Source organism: Enterococcus sp. AZ156 (genome assembly GCF_051714165.1).
GTDB classification, from domain to species: Bacteria; Bacillota; Bacilli; order Lactobacillales; family Enterococcaceae; genus Enterococcus_B; species Enterococcus_B pernyi.
On record NZ_JBIORI010000001.1, the window covers coordinates 1,014,853 to 1,029,816 of the forward strand.

Below are 14,964 nucleotides of genomic sequence, written 5' to 3' on the forward strand. Positions count from 1 at the left end.
GTTTAATGGAACAATTTGGAACGATCACAGCAACGGCAAGTGTCTTACCGGAAAAAATCATCACAAACGATGATCTCTCAAAAATGATGGACACTTCGGATGAATGGATTTCATCCCGTACAGGAATCAAAGAGAGACATTGTGTGACCGAGCAGGAGACTTCCGATTTGTGTTACCTCGTTGCCGAAAAATTACTAAAGAAAAAAACACTCGATCCAAAGGAACTCGATTTTATTATCGTTGCTACGATGTCGCCTGATTATACATCGCCTTCTGTCGCAACTTTAGTTCAAGGAAGGATCGGCGCAACCAAAGCAATCGCCTTTGATATCAGCGCCGCATGTTCAGGATTTGTTTATGCCTTGAGTGTTGCAGAGAAACTGATTCGCTGTGGCTCAATGAAAGGTTTAGTAATTGGTGGCGAAACATTATCTAAACTGATCGATTGGACGGATCGTTCAACCGCTGTCTTGTTTGGTGATGGTGCTGGTGGGATTTTGTTAGAAGCTGGCTCAGATCAAAAATTATTGAGAGAATCGCTAGCGGCAGATGGTTCGCGTGCGCAATCTCTTACTTCTGGCTATCTACCAAATCAATCGCCTTTATACACGAAAGATTCAGAAGGTTCTTACTATTTAAAAATGGTTGGACGGGATATTTTTGACTTTGCTGTAAGAGACGTCGCGATGAACATCAAGGAACTCATTCAAGACACACCTGTTGATTATCTGCTTTTGCATCAAGCGAACTTACGAATCATCGAAAAGATTGCTCGCAAGGTAAAAATTCCCCAGGAGCAATTCCTAACGAACATGGATAAATATGGCAATACTTCCGCAGCAAGCATCCCGATTCTTTTAGATGAAGCGATAGAAAGCGGAAAAATTACCTTAGGTCAAAAACAAAAAGTGGTATTTACAGGTTATGGTGGAGGATTGACATGGGGAAGTATCCTCATGGAACTATAAACTGATAAAAATAAAAAATATAAAATAAAGAAACAATATCGGAGGAATTATCATATGGTATTCGAAAAAATTCAAGAAATCATTGCGGAAGAATTAGGGAAAGACACAGAAGAAATCAAATTAACGACAAACATCCAAGAAGACCTTGAAGCAGATAGCTTGGATTTATTCCAAATCATCAACGAAATCGAAGATGAATTTGATGTGAAAATCGAAACAGAAGACGGCATCAAAACAGTTCAAGATTTAGTCACTTATGTTGAAAAACAAACTGCATAATCATCAAGATTAGGTTGGGGGCTGGGACATTTTCCGAAAAAGGAATGTCTTAGCCTTTTTTTAAATGAAACAAAAAGCTATCTATCCTGAATATAAATTGGAGACTATGATGAAAACAGCATTTTTATTTAGCGGACAAGGTGCACAATACCAAGGAATGGGTCAAGACCTCTACCATGAACCCATCGTGAAACAGACTTTTGATGAAGCTAGTCAGATCTTAGGCTATGATATGGCGGAGCTTTGTTTTTCAACAAATGAACGTTTGGATCAAACGATCTATACGCAACCAGCTATTTTAACTGTCAGCATTGCGTTCTATCGTTTGCTGAAAGAACATGGGATCACTCCTCAAGCCGTTTTAGGGCTTAGTTTAGGTGAGTATTCTGCTTTAGTAGCCAGTGGTGCGCTCTCCTTTAGTGAAGCAGTCGCATTGGTCGAAAAAAGAGGCACGTTTATGACAGACGCTGCACCTATCGGTAGTGGGAAAATGGTAGCTGTGATGAATGCACCGGTAGATGTTATCGAGAGCTGTTGTAAGCAGGCGGAAGAAATGGGGATCGTTTCCCCTGCAAATTACAATACACCCCAGCAAATCGTCATCGGAGGCGAAGAAAAAGCAGTGGATCAAGCGGTAGCACTATTACAAGAACAAGGGATCAAACGAATGATCCCACTCAATGTAAGTGGCCCTTTCCATACAGCAATCTTAGAACCTGCTGCTAGACAATTAGCGGAGGAACTAAGCAAGATCGTTTTTTCAGAACCTGAAATACCTGTGATCAGCAACACCACGACAGAGATCATGACGAAAGAAAGAATCCTAGGTTTACTTGAACAACAAGTCATGAAACCCGTTCGTTTTTACGAAAGTATCGAAAAACTTAAAGATTTAGGAATCGACCAAGTGGTCGAAGTCGGTCCCGGTAAAGTATTAAGTGGCTTTATGAAAAAAATTGACAAGTCGATCGCCGTTGCACGTGTGGAGAATCAACAAACATTTGAAGAAACAATCAATCGATTGTCATAGGAGGCAAGTTATGGACGTAACTGGAAAAAATGTATTTATTACAGGCAGTACACGAGGAATTGGTGAAGCAATCGCTTTAGCCTTTGCCAAAGCAGGCGCAAACATCTTCTTAAATGGTCGTGGAGAGATCCCAGCCGAAAAAATCAATGCGATCAAAGCGCATGGGGTTGAATGTGTAGGAATCTCAGGTGATATCTCCGATTATGATAAAGCAGGAGAGATGATCAAAGAAGCAGAACAGCAGCTGGGTTCTGTCGATATTTTGGTCAATAATGCGGGAGTTACGAATGATAAACTTGTCTTACGTATGGATGCAGATGATTTCAAAAAATGTTTGGATATCAATCTAACAGGAACTTTCAATATGACACAGCACGTGTTAAAGAAAATGATGAAAAAAAGAGAAGGCGCGATCATCAATCTTTCAAGTGTTTCAGGATTGATCGGTAACTTGGGTCAAGCCAATTATGCAGCAAGTAAAGCAGGAGTTGTCGGTTTTACTAAATCTGTGGCAAGAGAAGTTGCCACACGAGGAATCACATGTAATGTGATTGCTCCGGGGTTTGTCACTACAGATATGACAGATGTATTATCCGAAAAAGTAAGAGAACAAGCAGAAAAACAAATTCCAATGCAACGTTTCGGCCAAGTGGAAGATATTGCGGAAGCCGCATTGTTCTTAGCGAAAAGTTCGTATATCACAGGTCAAGTCATCAATGTTGACGGCGGATTGGTCATGCACGGATAGGGAGGAAAATTTATGAATCGAGTAGTAATTACAGGTTATGGAGTCACTTCACCGATCGGTAATGATGCAGATAGTTTTTTAGCTAGTTTAAAAGCTGGGACGAATGGCATTGCACCGATCACAAAATTTGATGCAACAGATACAGGAATCACTTTAGCAGGTGAAGTAAAAGACTTTCCTTTTGATAAATACTTTGTAAAAAAAGATAGCAAACGCATGGATATGTTTTCGATCTATGGCATTTATGCTGCGATGGAAGCATTGACGATGAGTGGGATCGAAAAAGAAACGATCAACCAAGATCGTTTTGGTGTTATCGTTGGCTCTGGGATTGGTGGTTTACCAACAATCGAAAGCCAAGTCATCCGCATGCACGACAAAGGGGCCAATCGCGTATCACCTATGTTTGTTCCAATGTCGATCGCCAATATGGCAGCTGGTAATATTGCGTTGCGTGTAGGGGCGAAAGGAATTTGTACGTCGATCGTGACCGCTTGTGCCAGTGGAACGAATGCGATTGGTGAAGCATTCCGCAACATCAAACATGGTTATTCCGATATCATCCTTGCAGGTGGAACAGAAGCAACAATCTGTGAAATGGGGATCGCTGGATTTGCGGCATTGACTGCTTTGTCAACATCGACAGATCCTGAACGTGGTTCGATGCCATTTGATGAAGACCGTAATGGTTTTGTCATGGGTGAAGGGGCAGGAGTATTAGTCCTTGAATCACTGGAGCATGCACAAGCTCGTGGCGCAAAAATTTATGGTGAAGTCGTGGGTTACGGCTCAAATTGTGATGCTTACCATATGACAGCTCCAACACCAGATGGTTCTGGTGCGTCAAAAGCAATGAAATTGGCGATGGAAGAAGCCGGGATCGATGCAAAAGAAGTGGGCTATATCAACGCACACGGAACAAGTACACCTGCAAATGATCAAGCAGAAGCTAAAGCGATCCAAATCGCATTAGGAGACTCTTTCAAAGAAACCTATGTCAGCAGTACGAAATCAATGACTGGTCACTTATTAGGTGCTGCAGGTGGGATTGAGGCACTTGCCACTTTGATGGCGTTAGAGCATCAGTTTATTCCACCAAACATCAATGTTGAAAAACAAGATCCTGAAATCGATCTGAACGTTGTGATCAACGAAAGTAAACCAGCTGAACTGTCTTATGCCATGAGTAATTCATTAGGATTTGGTGGACATAATGCTGTACTATGTATGAAACGCTGGGAGGAATAATGTTGAAGATCCATGAAATCAAAGAATTAGTCAGTCAATTTGATCAGTCAACTTTAACAGAATTTGACTTGAAAGACGGACAATTTGAATTATATATGAATAAAAATGAAATGAGTCGGGGAATGGGGCAAACAGTACCAACAACGAGTGCTTCTGAACCACAACCTCAACAAGTTGTACCGGCTTTACCAAAAGAAGAAAGCCATTCTGTTCAACCAGAAGCAGTTGCGCCGACAATTGATGGGACTGAAGTGAAATCACCAATCGTTGGAATCGTCTATCTACAACCATCTCCTGACAAACCAGCATTCAAAAAAGTAGGAGATAAAGTCGCTAAGGGTGAAGTGATCTGTATCATTGAAGCAATGAAATTGATGAACGAAGTAACTAGTGATGTCGATGGTGAGATCGTTGCGATCTTGATCGACAATGAAGAAGTCGTAGAATACGGACAACCACTCTTTATCATCCAACCAAATTAAGCCAAGGAGAACCAGACCTATGAATATACAAGAAATCAAAGAAATCATCCCTCATCGCTATCCGCTGTTGCTGATTGATCGAGTGGAAGAAATTGTCGAAGGCGAACGGATCGTTGCTAAAAAAAATGTGACGATCAATGAACCTTTTTTCCAAGGACATTTTCCAGAAGAACCTGTGATGCCGGGGGTATTGATCGTAGAAGCGATGGCCCAAGCAGGAGCAGTAGCTCTATTATCATTGGAACAGTTCAAAGGAAAAACTGCTTACTTTGGCGGATTAGATAAAGCGAAGTTTCGTAAAAAAGTGACTCCTGGAGATACGTTGATATTAGAAGTGGAAATCACTAAAATCAAGTCTTCTGCAGGAATAGGCAAAGGAATTGCAAAAGTGGACGGCAAAAAAGTTGCTGAAGCTGAATTAACCTTTATGATTGGATAGGTGAGTTATGTTTTCAAAAGTCTTGATAGCAAATCGCGGCGAAATAGCCGTACGGATCATTCGTGCCTGCCGTGAGCTTGGAATCCAAACCGTTGCGGTCTATTCTGAAGCGGATGCGGAGGCATTGCACACACAATTAGCAGACGAAGCCGTCTGCATCGGTCCTGCAAGAGCAACAGATTCCTATTTGAATGTACAAGCAGTTCTAAGTGCAGCCATCGTTACAAAAGCAGAAGCAATCCATCCTGGATTTGGATTCTTATCTGAGAACAGTCGATTTGCTTCGATGTGTGAAGAATGTAATATCGTCTTTATTGGACCTAAAAGCAAAACGATCGATGATATGGGGAATAAAATCAACGCACGTCAGTTGATGCAACAAGCAGATGTTCCTGTGATCCCAGGTAGTGATGGTGTGCTATCGACTGTTGAAGAAGCACTGGAAGTGGCAGAAAAAATTGGCTATCCAGTGATGCTCAAAGCCGCCGCTGGTGGTGGCGGTAAAGGAATCCGCAAAGTCTTGTCAAAAGAAGAATTACCACAACATTTTTCATCCGCCCAACAAGAGGCAGCAGCTGCTTTTGGTAACGATGATATGTATTTGGAAAAAATCATTTATCCCGCAAGACATATTGAAGTGCAAATATTAGGTGATCAATTTGGTCATGTTCTGCATCTAGGTGAACGTGATTGTTCCTTACAACGGAATAATCAAAAAGTCTTAGAAGAATCACCATCTGTTGTGATCTCTGAGGAAAAACGAAATCACTTAGGTGCAGCAGCTGTCAGAGCAGCAAAGGCAGTGAATTATGAAAATGCAGGAACGATCGAATTTTTAATGGATGAATCCGGTGATTTTTATTTTATGGAAATGAACACCCGCATCCAAGTTGAACATCCAGTAACAGAAATGGTCACAAATATCGATCTTGTCAAAAAACAAATCGAGGTTGCGGCCGGACGACCACTAGAGATCCAACAAGAAGATATCATTTTCCAAGGGCATGCGATCGAATGCCGGATCAATGCAGAAAATCCAGTATTTCATTTCGCTCCTTCACCAGGCAAAATCAAGAATTTGTTGCTACCAGCTGGTGGTATGGGATTAAGGGTCGATAGTTCGGTTTATTCAGGTTACACGATTCCCCCTTATTATGATTCAATGATTGCTAAGGTCATCGTACATGGCGATACACGTTTCGATGCGTTGATGAAAATGCAACGGGCATTGAGCGAGATCGTGACAGATGGCGTGATCACGAATGCTGAATTCCAAATGGATCTGATCAGTCACCCTGCAGTGATTGCTGGTGATTACAGTACAGCATTCTTACAAGAAGAGTTTTTACCAAACTGGATTCCCGAGACGGAGATAGGAGACGAATAAGATGGCTTTATTCAAAAAGAAAAAATACATTCGAATCAATCCTAATCGAGAAATCAAGCCAACGAATGCACCATCGGTCCCTGACAATATGTGGGCGAAATGCCCAAATTGTAAACATATCATCTACACAAAAGATATCGGGGAAGAAAAAGTATGTCCACACTGTAGTTATAACTTTAGAATCGGCGCATGGCAGCGATTAGCGTTGATCATTGATGAGAAAAGTTTAGAGGAATGGGATACGGATCTCGTCACAAAAGATCCTCTTGATTTCCCTGATTATCAAGAAAAGATCGGCAAGATGCAAGAAAAGACTGGCTTACATGAAGCAGTTCTAACTGGTCAAGCGACTATTAAAGGCATTCCTTTTGCTATTGGTGTCATGGACCCTAATTTTATCATGGGAAGTATGGGCACGATCGTAGGGGAAAAGATCACTCGCTTGTTTGAACGTGCGGCGAGTAAAAAATTACCCGTCGTATTATTCACTGCTTCAGGGGGCGCCCGGATGCAAGAAGGAATTTTCTCTCTCATGCAAATGGCCAAAATCTCCGCAGCGGTCAAACGTCATAGCAATAAACAGCTATTTTATTTGACTGTCTTAACAGATCCGACGACAGGTGGTGTTACCGCCAGCTTTGCGATGGAAGGGGATATCATCTTAGCTGAACCGCAAAGTTTGATCGGCTTTGCTGGCCGCCGAGTGATCGAACAAACGATCAAACAAGAACTACCAGAAGATTTTCAAAAAGCAGAATTTTTACTGGAACATGGCTTTGTGGATCAAATCGTTCCAAGAAAAGAACTCAATGACACGATCCATCAATTATTAGAATTGCATACGCAGAAAGGATGGATCAACCATGAATAAAACTGCTCATGATATCGTCCAACTGGCGCGGGCAAAAGATCGTTGGACAAGTCTTGATTTTTTTGAAACGATTTTTGAAGGGTTCCAAGAATTTCATGGTGATCGCTTATTTGGTGATGATGAAGCGATTGTCGGAGGCGTAGCAAAATTAGCCGGAAAACCAGTGACCGTCATTGGCATCCAAAAAGGCCGTGACTTGCAAGAAAATATTCGTCGGAATTTTGGCTCTCCTCATCCGGAAGGTTATCGTAAAGCACTGCGTTTAATGAAACAAGCAGAAAAATTCAACCGTCCGGTCATTACGTTGATCAACACTGCGGGTGCCTATTGTGGGATCGGTGCAGAAGAACGTGGTGAAGGGGAAGCGATTGCCCGTAATCTATTAGAAATGTCGGATTTGAAGGTACCGATCATCAGTATTATTATTGGTGAAGGCGGTAGTGGTGGGGCACTAGCCTTAGCATTAGCCGATGAAGTCTGGATGTTAGAACAAACGATCTATGCTGTTTTATCACCAGAAGGCTTTGCTTCGATTCTTTGGAAAGACGGCAGCCGAGCAGCCGAAGCCGCTGAATTGATGAAAGTCGCTGCTGGTGAATTATTAGAGTTAGACGTCATTGATCGAGTGATCCCCGAAACATTCAATGGAGAACCTTTAGGCAAAGAAAAAGTTGCGCGTATGATGCAAAAAGCATTGATCGAAAAACTGACCGAACTTTGTCAGAAACCAACCGAAGAATTGATCGAACAACGCTACCAACGTTTTCGTAAATATTAAGAAGTTTTTTGATTTAAACTGTAGAGAATTGCCTCTACAGTTTTTTCTGATTTATCCTATAAATGGATAAATATTGGTTTATGATTTATATATTTAATGTGTTTATTTGTATGATTTGCTAGTTAAAAGGGGAAATAAAATAGGAATTATATGATTTTTTTAGAAAATATTCTTGTTTCTTTTTGATTGTAAGGGTTAAAATGGAAAAAATTTTATGATATATATTTAACTTAATATAAAAAACTAATTTCATTGAATTTTCTTAGATTTTTAAACTTACACTGATATTTAGTTATTAGAGATTGTATCTTGATGTGTAATTATTTAGGTATTAGATTTTGATTGTTGATTATATAAAAGAAAAATGGAAAATGTTAATTGGAAGAATGATATTAAAGATAGAGATAATTTGAATTTCTGTAACTTAAAAAAATTTAGTGATTTTTCATAGAGTATATATTGAATGTTGTGTTATACACTAAAAATTGAAAAAAACTAGGTTAACGCGTAATTAAATGTACCGTTTTTATTCTTTTAATGAAGTATATCCCACTTATTTATTGTGTAATTATCGCAATACATAAAAATAAACATCTTCTAACCACAAATAACCTGATTTGGTTTATCAAATCGGGCTATTTGTGGTTAGATACTACTATTCAATATATGTGTACAAGCTTTTTGAGATGTCTAAGATAATAGCGAGAAAAAATGAAGTGAAGTTGTCCTTTATTGCAGTTTATTTATTGTTCATTTTTCTCACTAATTAATTAACCAATAGGACAACCACCATTAGAACGTACAGTTCCTTTATATATACCCACATACCACATTCTTCCAGTTGAAAAATCTTTTTCATAAGACCAAGACTGTAAAGTTAATTGTCCGCAATAAATTCCATCATTATAAATCATTGTGTTAGTTAACCCGGCTAACGTAGTAGATCGTCTTGTGTGATAGATGATTTTACTACCTAAAGGTTCTATAGATATTGAGGTATATTCCGCTATTGCTAAGTTTGTGTTTGCATTGTGTCTTTCAGTAAATAAAAATAGACCAGAAATTACTATTGAAGCTATTAAAATTTGTTTGAAATATTTCATTTTAGATCCTCCTCATCAATTGGTGATAATAAGTCATTGTTCAAAATATTTAATTTTGATGGAACTGGAAATGGAACGGAGTTATGATAAAAGTAACCTTCATAATAACCAGTTGTACCATAATGACTTGGTAGTTCACGATATCTGCTTAACCATCCCCTATATGCACCGCTTTGAAAGAAAGCTACTGCGGGAGCGGGTCTTCCTGTTTTAATCCATCCTGACGTCCAATATCTAGTCAATATTGCTTTTTGAGTCTAAGTTATCTGAATTTGAACCTATTGATTGGATGCTAGAAAATGGTTCTGTATGCTCGATTATTTCTTGGGTCTGGACGATTTGGCTAGGTAACAACATACTGAAAAAAGTAACGCCAACAAAACAACTAAAAATAACTTTTTTTTTCATATTAAACCTCTTTTGGGAGGTGTAATTTCTTTGTCGCTATTCTTGACTGGCTGCTCTAAATCGAATGAGGACCGATTAAAAAACATCGAAATTGTTCAAGTGACGAATGCTGGGACGCTACAAAACAGAGGAAGTTATACTCTTAAAGAGGGAAATTTAGAGATCATGAAAGAAATCCAACTGGCACAAAGCCTTGATCAAGATCCCGCAGATTTAAAACTCTCAAGCAGTGAAGAACAAGAAATCAAAAGTTTGCTGACACCAGATTTTACATCCGCAGAACAAGACCTAAAAACGAATGAACTTTTTCAAACATTTGTTAAAGAGATCGAACATGTAACAGTCGAAGTCAATCAGGAGAAGAAAACGACAACGTTAGTCGGAAAGGATTATCGAAAAGAATTTTCTTGGGTAGGTGAAAGTGGAAATCGTTTATCTGACTCACATAAGATTGAATATAGTTTTGTGTCAGGGAATGAGGAATAGTTGAGTAAAGGAATAGCCTTAAAAAACGATGCTTCTTGCAAAATGATTATTGAAGTAGAGGAATTTCAGAATAATTTGAACAGAAAGAAGGGGGCACCATCTTTTCCCTGTTCTTTTAATTGATTAAAAATATTTTTCTGTACCGAATCAGGATTTTTGATTTGAAATTTTAAAAGTTGTTGAAACCATAGGTATTTCTTTTTAGTGCTGGATATTGGTACTTAACTATTTAAGTAGGCCATCTGAATAGTTATAGTGTAAGGCGTTCTTGGTGTGTGCATAAACTTGCTAACGTATCTTATCGTCTTGGTATAGCTTTCAGGAAGTTATATTGTCCAGATATTCGCGAAACATCCATTACACAGTAATCGACCATTTCTTTCCCGCATGAAGAATGCCTTGTTACAATTACACTATTATGATAAGTTTAATGTAGTGTATTTGTAACGTAAGTGAGGGGATTAAATGCAAGATAAGCTGAAAGAGTTGTTGCGTATTCGCGATGGAAATTTATCTATGAAGGAAGCTAGAAAATTAGGAATTTCAGCAACTACTGTACAAAGATTGGTGAATCAAGGAATTTTGATGAAAGTTGATCGTGGTTATTATGTAGAGACTGGTCATGGAATCGATGATTTATTTTGTTTTCAGCAACGATTTTCCAGAGGAATATTTTCTCATGAAACGACATTAGATATATATCAACTTTCTACAAACATGCCGAACTTCATTCATTTGACTTTTCCACATGGTTATAATGTGAATCGTTCAATTACGAAAGAGCAACAGTTACAATTTCATTTTGTGAAGAAGGAAGTATACGAGTTAGGGAAAGTGGAGGGCACTTCCTTTCAAGGAAATCCTATTATTATATACGATAAGGAACGAACTCTTTGTGATATTTGGAATCCGAGATATGAAATTGAATATGAAATGAAATTAGAAGCTTTAAAAGAGTACATGAGAGATCCTAGGAGAGACCCAAGTAAATTAAGAGATTATATGACAAAACTACATGTAGAAAAAGAAATGAAATATCATATGCAGAGTTTGTATTGATGGAGAGAAAATATGACCCCTACACAATTTACAGCAAAAACAAGAAATCTTGCAAAAAGTATAGGATTAAATGCACAGTTAGTTCAAAGGCATTTTATGATGGATCGCTTAGTTGAACAAATCTCTGAATCGAAGTATAAAAATGACTTTATTTTGAAAGGTGGTTTTCTATTAGGTTCAAAATATGGAATTGATAGAAGAACAACAATTGATATTGATACGACATTTAGAAATAGTAAATTAACTAAAGAAAAATTGAAGAACATCTTTAAAGAATTAACTAGTAAACCTACGAAAGAGGGAATTGTTTTCTCTGTTCAAGAGATTAAAGAGACAAGGGAAATTGATTTTTATCCTGGGTTTCAAATTAAATTGATTGCTCATTTAGAAAAAATACGTGTCCCATTTAAATTGGATGTAACAACAGGAGATTCTATTTATCCTGAAGTAGATATACATCATCATCAATTGATGTTTGAAGATAAAAAAGTGGAGATTCCAGCTTATCCAACAGAACAGATTATTGCAGAAAAGCTGAGTGCTACATTTAACTTTGGGACAGACAATTCGAGATTGAAAGATTACTACGACCTATTTGCCATCAGAAAACTAGAAAATATTGATATGAAAGAGCTATATAAAAGTGTCCGAAATACATTTACAAAACGTGGAGACAACAAACCGTTATCTTTTTATTATGAAAGGGAAATCGAAAAGATAAAAGGGAGCGGTTATTTGGAAAAACTATGGGACAAATATCGCTCAGTTAATTCTTTTGCGAATTCTATTTCATTTGCAGATACAGTTAACGGAGTTGCTTATCTAATGCAAAATGTAATCAAAATTGAAAATCAAGAAAGAAAACAATAGTTTACAAGAATTGAACAAATCAAGATGACAAACGATATTAATTGTGTGATTTAGCGTAAATCAGCGGAACCAATGAGCTTGGTACAGAGGTGTTTGGCTTTGAGAAACAAAGTAAAATAGACTGAAAATCAAATAAAAAAGCTGAGACTTGGTTCTCAGCTTTTTCATTTCTTCCCTTGAAATATTAAAATAAATATTCTTAATTTGTGATTATTATTCATTTTAAAAGCATAAAAACGAATAAAATTAAATAAATATACAAAAAATAGTTTATTTTTGAAATTTTCATGCTATAATGACAGAACAAAATGAATAAGGGGCGAGACAATGAAAAAGATTTCCGGAATTATTTTATTTTTAGTTACAACATTCGCATTAGGAGCTTGCGGGAATGGGGATGCAGCTGAATCAAACGATCAATTAGCAGCAATCAAGGAAAGTGGTGTATTGAAAGTGGCGACGTCTGCTGATTATGCGCCGTTTGAATTTCATACGATCGTCGATGGGAAAGATCAAATCGTCGGATCGGATATTGATTTAGCTAAAGCCATCGCAGATGAGCTTGGTGTGAAATTGGAGCTCTCAGATATGAGTTTCAACACGGTGTTAGCCTCTTTAAAAGAAGGGAAAGTCGATGTAGCGATCTCAGCGATTTCAGCGACCGCAGAACGAAAAGAACAATTTGACTTCACCGACAACTATTACAATCCGCCACAAGTTCTCGTGATCAATAAAAAAGATAAAAACACGTTCACAAGCATTGATCGCTTGGCAGGTAAAAGCTTAGGGGCGCAAAAAGGCTCGATCCAAGAAGCAGTGATCAACGAACAAATCAAAGAAGCTAAAGTAGTCACGATCGATAAAGTGCCAAATATGGTGATCGAGATCAATCAAGGTTCACTGGATGGCATGGTCGTTGAACAAACGATTGCCGAAGCATATATTGCTCAGAACCCCAACTTGATGATTGCAGATATCCCTTTGGAACAATCAGATGATGAAGCTTTTGCTATTGCCTTACCAAAAGGGAGTACAGAATTACAAGAAGAGTTGAATAAAATCATCAAAAAATTAAGTGATGAGGGAAAAATCGATGAATTCATCAAAAAAAATCATGAACTAGCTGAACAAACAGCGACAGAATAGAGGGACGCAGTGTGAATTTTTCGTTTTTAGATAAGTACTTACCGTATTTTTTATCCGGCGCGGTCGTTACGATCGTCATTTCGATCTTGACAGTCATCTTTGGTACAATGATTGGCCTAGCCATGGCATTGATGAAGCGCTCAAAGATCAAGCCTTGGAATTGGTTAGCTAATAGTTATATCGAATTACTAAGAGGCACACCGATGTTATTGCAGATCATGATCGGATTCATCTTATTGCAACGTTTCTTTCCAGCGGTGGATTGGTCCGTGGGGATTTTAACCATCGACTTAGGGCGTTTGATACCAGGAATCATCGTATTATCACTGAACTCTGGGGCGTATGTTGCTGAGATCATTCGTGGAGGGATTGCGGCTGTTGATATGGGACAAACAGAAGCTTCGTATTCACTAGGCTTACGTCCTATACAGGCGATGCGTTATGTCATTTTCCCACAAGCGTTGAGAAATATCCTGCCACCATTAGGAAATGAGTTTGTCACGTTGATCAAAGATTCTTCTTTACTGACAGTGATCGGTATCAATGAATTGATGGGATCTGCTCAGATCGTTATCTCAAACTCCTATATCCCATTGGAACCTTATTTTATTGCCGCAGGGTTATACTTCGTTATGACCTTTGTAACATCGCGGTTGTTGAGTAGTTGGGAGAAAAAACTCGGAAAAGGGTATCAACGTTAGGAGAGAATGTCGTATGGAAAAATCAATAGTAACGATCAAACAATTAAATAAATCATTTGGGGAAACAGAAGTATTGAAAGGAATTACTACGACTATTTCCGCCGGGGAGGTCGTAGTGATCATCGGCCCTTCAGGTTCAGGGAAAAGTACGTTTCTCCGTTGTTTGAATCTACTCGAATCTCCTACAGCCGGTACGGTGGAGTTTGAGGGAACGGATATCACACATAAGAAACACGATATTTTTAAAACAAGAGAAAAAATGGGGATGGTTTTTCAACAGTTCAATCTATTTCCCAATATGACAGTATTAGAAAATATCACCTTATCACCAATCAAAGTGAAAAAAATGCCTAAGAAAGCAGCCGAGGCGATCGCTTTGGAATTATTGGCAAAAGTTGGTTTGTCAGATAAAGCCACCGCCTATCCTTACTCTTTATCAGGTGGACAGCAGCAACGGATAGCGATTGCCCGAGCGTTGGCAATGCAACCAGACGTCATGTTGTTCGATGAGCCTACTTCGGCACTTGATCCAGAAATGGTGGGTGAAGTACTCTCGGTTATGTTGCAATTGGCACAAGAAGGGATGACGATGGTCATTGTCACTCATGAAATCGGCTTTGCGAAAGAAGTGGGTGATCGAATCATCTTTATGGATCAAGGACAGATCGTGGAAGAGGGGACACCTAGTGAGGTGCTGGAGCGGACGAGCCAGCCTCGGACTATCGATTTTTTGGCCAAAGTATTGTAGTAAAAAATAAGATATAAGAAATGGCGCTCTTTTCCAACATTACCTATGGATAGTGATTTCAGTTCTTTAGGTTTTTCTAAAATTATATGAATGATGTTCCAAAAGCAACTCTTTCAGTAATAAGCAACCAACTCAAGAATATAGAAGAATCTATTTTATGAGCTGATTGCTTATTTTTTGGAGCTGGTTCCTTCTGTTATTACCTCCATTAAA

Annotated in this window: 18 protein-coding genes and 1 pseudogene; 16 read left to right on the plus strand and 3 right to left on the minus strand. The window is 38.5% G+C overall.

Annotated features, from left to right (window positions below; translation table 11 throughout):
• Window positions 1-5: 5 nt before the first annotated feature.
• The 10 genes from IGJ95_RS04860 (at window position 6) to IGJ95_RS04905 (ending at window position 8,230) form a co-directional block, all read left to right on the plus strand.
• Window positions 6-968: a beta-ketoacyl-ACP synthase III gene (locus IGJ95_RS04860; protein ID WP_010735878.1), complete on the plus strand. Its 963-nt coding sequence runs from the start codon at window positions 6-8 to the stop codon at window positions 966-968.
• A gap of 54 nt (window positions 969-1,022) precedes the next feature.
• Window positions 1,023-1,247, plus strand: a complete 225-nt coding sequence (locus IGJ95_RS04865) for an acyl carrier protein (protein ID WP_010735877.1) — start codon at window positions 1,023-1,025, stop codon at window positions 1,245-1,247.
• Window positions 1,248-1,356: 109 nt separating this feature from the next.
• On the plus strand, window positions 1,357-2,277 hold the full coding sequence (gene fabD / locus IGJ95_RS04870) for an ACP S-malonyltransferase (RefSeq protein WP_010735876.1): 921 nt from the start codon (window positions 1,357-1,359) through the stop codon (window positions 2,275-2,277).
• Window positions 2,278-2,287: 10 nt separating this feature from the next.
• The gene (gene fabG / locus IGJ95_RS04875) at window positions 2,288-3,025 is read left to right on the plus strand and encodes a 3-oxoacyl-[acyl-carrier-protein] reductase (protein WP_010735875.1); all 738 of its coding nucleotides are present in this window, start codon (window positions 2,288-2,290) and stop codon (window positions 3,023-3,025) included.
• A 12-nt stretch (window positions 3,026-3,037) separates the two neighbouring features.
• On the plus strand, window positions 3,038-4,273 hold the full coding sequence (gene fabF / locus IGJ95_RS04880; RefSeq protein WP_010735874.1) for a beta-ketoacyl-ACP synthase II: 1,236 nt from the start codon (window positions 3,038-3,040) through the stop codon (window positions 4,271-4,273).
• 2 nt (window positions 4,274-4,275) lie between these two features.
• A complete protein-coding gene (gene accB, locus IGJ95_RS04885; protein WP_306795953.1) occupies window positions 4,276-4,755 on the plus strand; it encodes an acetyl-CoA carboxylase biotin carboxyl carrier protein in 480 nt (159 codons plus the stop codon).
• Window positions 4,756-4,774: 19 nt separating this feature from the next.
• Complete coding sequence (gene fabZ, locus IGJ95_RS04890) at window positions 4,775-5,194, plus strand: 3-hydroxyacyl-ACP dehydratase FabZ (RefSeq protein WP_010735872.1); 420 nt, start codon at window positions 4,775-4,777, stop codon at window positions 5,192-5,194.
• A 7-nt stretch (window positions 5,195-5,201) separates the two neighbouring features.
• Window positions 5,202-6,581, plus strand: a complete 1,380-nt coding sequence (locus IGJ95_RS04895; protein WP_023519411.1) for an acetyl-CoA carboxylase biotin carboxylase subunit — start codon at window positions 5,202-5,204, stop codon at window positions 6,579-6,581.
• Between the two features lies 1 nt (window position 6,582).
• Entirely contained in the window at window positions 6,583-7,452 is an 870-nt protein-coding gene (gene accD, locus IGJ95_RS04900; RefSeq protein ID WP_023519412.1) for an acetyl-CoA carboxylase, carboxyltransferase subunit beta, read from the plus strand.
• Window positions 7,445-8,230 (plus strand): acetyl-CoA carboxylase carboxyl transferase subunit alpha, encoded by a 786-nt coding sequence (locus IGJ95_RS04905; protein ID WP_010735869.1) that lies wholly within the window; start codon window positions 7,445-7,447, stop codon window positions 8,228-8,230. The genes accD and IGJ95_RS04905 overlap by 8 nt, the downstream gene beginning before the upstream one ends.
• A 770-nt stretch (window positions 8,231-9,000) precedes the next feature.
• On the opposite strand, the gene IGJ95_RS04910 is transcribed toward IGJ95_RS04905, so the two are convergent.
• From IGJ95_RS04910 to IGJ95_RS04920, 3 genes and pseudogenes are all read right to left on the minus strand, one after another.
• Complete coding sequence (locus IGJ95_RS04910) at window positions 9,001-9,333, minus strand: hypothetical protein (RefSeq protein WP_023519413.1); 333 nt, start codon at window positions 9,331-9,333, stop codon at window positions 9,001-9,003.
• Window positions 9,330-9,584 (minus strand): annotated as a pseudogene (locus tag IGJ95_RS04915) (hypothetical protein); the annotation flags it as partial. The gene IGJ95_RS04910 and the pseudogene IGJ95_RS04915, both read right to left, overlap by 4 nt.
• On the minus strand, window positions 9,568-9,741 hold the full coding sequence (locus IGJ95_RS04920) for a hypothetical protein (RefSeq protein ID WP_023519414.1): 174 nt from the start codon (window positions 9,739-9,741) through the stop codon (window positions 9,568-9,570). The pseudogene IGJ95_RS04915 and the gene IGJ95_RS04920, both read right to left, overlap by 17 nt.
• 30 nt (window positions 9,742-9,771) lie before the next feature.
• Here IGJ95_RS04920 and IGJ95_RS04925 point away from each other — a divergent pair, with 30 nt between their 5' ends.
• From IGJ95_RS04925 to IGJ95_RS04950, 6 genes are all read left to right on the plus strand, one after another.
• A complete protein-coding gene (locus tag IGJ95_RS04925; RefSeq protein ID WP_153830346.1) occupies window positions 9,772-10,227 on the plus strand; it encodes a hypothetical protein in 456 nt (151 codons plus the stop codon).
• A gap of 465 nt (window positions 10,228-10,692) precedes the next feature.
• Window positions 10,693-11,286 (plus strand): type IV toxin-antitoxin system AbiEi family antitoxin domain-containing protein, encoded by a 594-nt coding sequence (locus IGJ95_RS04930; RefSeq protein WP_137072119.1) that lies wholly within the window; start codon window positions 10,693-10,695, stop codon window positions 11,284-11,286.
• Window positions 11,287-11,298: 12 nt separating this feature from the next.
• Window positions 11,299-12,156 carry a nucleotidyl transferase AbiEii/AbiGii toxin family protein gene (locus tag IGJ95_RS04935; protein WP_153830347.1) on the plus strand — a complete coding sequence of 286 codons (858 nt, stop codon included), beginning with the start codon at window positions 11,299-11,301 and terminating at the stop codon, window positions 12,154-12,156.
• A gap of 327 nt (window positions 12,157-12,483) precedes the next feature.
• Window positions 12,484-13,302: a transporter substrate-binding domain-containing protein gene (locus IGJ95_RS04940; RefSeq protein WP_153830348.1), complete on the plus strand. Its 819-nt coding sequence runs from the start codon at window positions 12,484-12,486 to the stop codon at window positions 13,300-13,302.
• Window positions 13,303-13,313: 11 nt separating this feature from the next.
• Window positions 13,314-14,003, plus strand: a complete 690-nt coding sequence (locus tag IGJ95_RS04945) for an amino acid ABC transporter permease (RefSeq protein WP_226076818.1) — start codon at window positions 13,314-13,316, stop codon at window positions 14,001-14,003.
• A 13-nt stretch (window positions 14,004-14,016) separates the two neighbouring features.
• Window positions 14,017-14,751 carry an amino acid ABC transporter ATP-binding protein gene (locus IGJ95_RS04950; protein WP_010735866.1) on the plus strand — a complete coding sequence of 245 codons (735 nt, stop codon included), beginning with the start codon at window positions 14,017-14,019 and terminating at the stop codon, window positions 14,749-14,751.
• Window positions 14,752-14,964 lie beyond the last annotated feature (213 nt).

Coding starts and splice junctions, on each gene's coding strand:
- IGJ95_RS04860 (WP_010735878.1), top strand. CDS start 6: ATGGAACAATTTGGAACGATCACAGCAACGGCAAGTGTCTTACCGGAA.
- IGJ95_RS04865 (WP_010735877.1), top strand. CDS start 1,023: ATGGTATTCGAAAAAATTCAAGAAATCATTGCGGAAGAATTAGGGAAA.
- fabD (WP_010735876.1), top strand. CDS start 1,357: ATGAAAACAGCATTTTTATTTAGCGGACAAGGTGCACAATACCAAGGA.
- fabG (WP_010735875.1), top strand. CDS start 2,288: ATGGACGTAACTGGAAAAAATGTATTTATTACAGGCAGTACACGAGGA.
- fabF (WP_010735874.1), top strand. CDS start 3,038: ATGAATCGAGTAGTAATTACAGGTTATGGAGTCACTTCACCGATCGGT.
- fabZ (WP_010735872.1), top strand. CDS start 4,775: ATGAATATACAAGAAATCAAAGAAATCATCCCTCATCGCTATCCGCTG.
- IGJ95_RS04895 (WP_023519411.1), top strand. CDS start 5,202: ATGTTTTCAAAAGTCTTGATAGCAAATCGCGGCGAAATAGCCGTACGG.
- accD (WP_023519412.1), top strand. CDS start 6,583: ATGGCTTTATTCAAAAAGAAAAAATACATTCGAATCAATCCTAATCGA.
- IGJ95_RS04905 (WP_010735869.1), top strand. CDS start 7,445: ATGAATAAAACTGCTCATGATATCGTCCAACTGGCGCGGGCAAAAGAT.
- IGJ95_RS04910 (WP_023519413.1), bottom strand. CDS start 9,333: ATGAAATATTTCAAACAAATTTTAATAGCTTCAATAGTAATTTCTGGT.
- IGJ95_RS04920 (WP_023519414.1), bottom strand. CDS start 9,741: ATGAAAAAAAAAGTTATTTTTAGTTGTTTTGTTGGCGTTACTTTTTTC.
- IGJ95_RS04930 (WP_137072119.1), top strand. CDS start 10,693: ATGCAAGATAAGCTGAAAGAGTTGTTGCGTATTCGCGATGGAAATTTA.
- IGJ95_RS04935 (WP_153830347.1), top strand. CDS start 11,299: ATGACCCCTACACAATTTACAGCAAAAACAAGAAATCTTGCAAAAAGT.
- IGJ95_RS04940 (WP_153830348.1), top strand. CDS start 12,484: ATGAAAAAGATTTCCGGAATTATTTTATTTTTAGTTACAACATTCGCA.
- IGJ95_RS04950 (WP_010735866.1), top strand. CDS start 14,017: ATGGAAAAATCAATAGTAACGATCAAACAATTAAATAAATCATTTGGG.